Here is a 427-nt window from a genome sequence, read left to right on the forward strand (position 1 = left end):
AGTATAATCTTAATCAATCCTTACTGCGTAGCTTACGTCGAATCTCATTTTAATTGTTTTTGTTTGTATACTTTCTTACTTATTAAACTCACTATTTTCATCCCACCCCAAATCGCAAATAAACTAGCATGAAAATTATTCATTTCAACTACATTTAAGCCAATAAGTAATGCCGTTACAATAAATGCAATATCAAAAATACTGTTAATAATAGAAAATGTTTTATTGGGTTTCATTTTCTCTATATTTCCCTCCTAAATCGTATAATTTATCTTGTAAACATTAAGAAACTCTATTTTGAAATTTTTCTTTATAAATTATTTTTTTGACTTTACGTACTACAAGGGACTATTGATGTGTTACCAATTGAAAGATTAAATAAAATATTGATAAAATCCCGCCAACGAATATTATCATATATTGAATA

The 427-nt window shown here is 25.8% G+C and carries 1 protein-coding gene; it reads right to left on the bottom strand.

What is annotated here, in order from left to right; translation table 11 throughout:
- Window positions 1–44: 44 nt before the first annotated feature.
- Window positions 45–236, bottom strand: a complete 192-nt coding sequence (locus tag RCF13_RS04165; RefSeq protein ID WP_308140891.1) for a hypothetical protein — start codon at window positions 234–236, stop codon at window positions 45–47.
- Between the last annotated feature and the right edge of the window lie 191 nt (window positions 237–427).

The sequence above is a fragment of the Stenotrophomonas maltophilia group sp. RNC7 genome, from assembly GCF_030910085.1.
GTDB lineage: Bacteria > Pseudomonadota > Gammaproteobacteria > Xanthomonadales > Xanthomonadaceae > Stenotrophomonas > Stenotrophomonas sepilia.

Coding starts and splice junctions, on each gene's coding strand:
- RCF13_RS04165 (WP_308140891.1), bottom strand. CDS start 236: ATGAAACCCAATAAAACATTTTCTATTATTAACAGTATTTTTGATATT.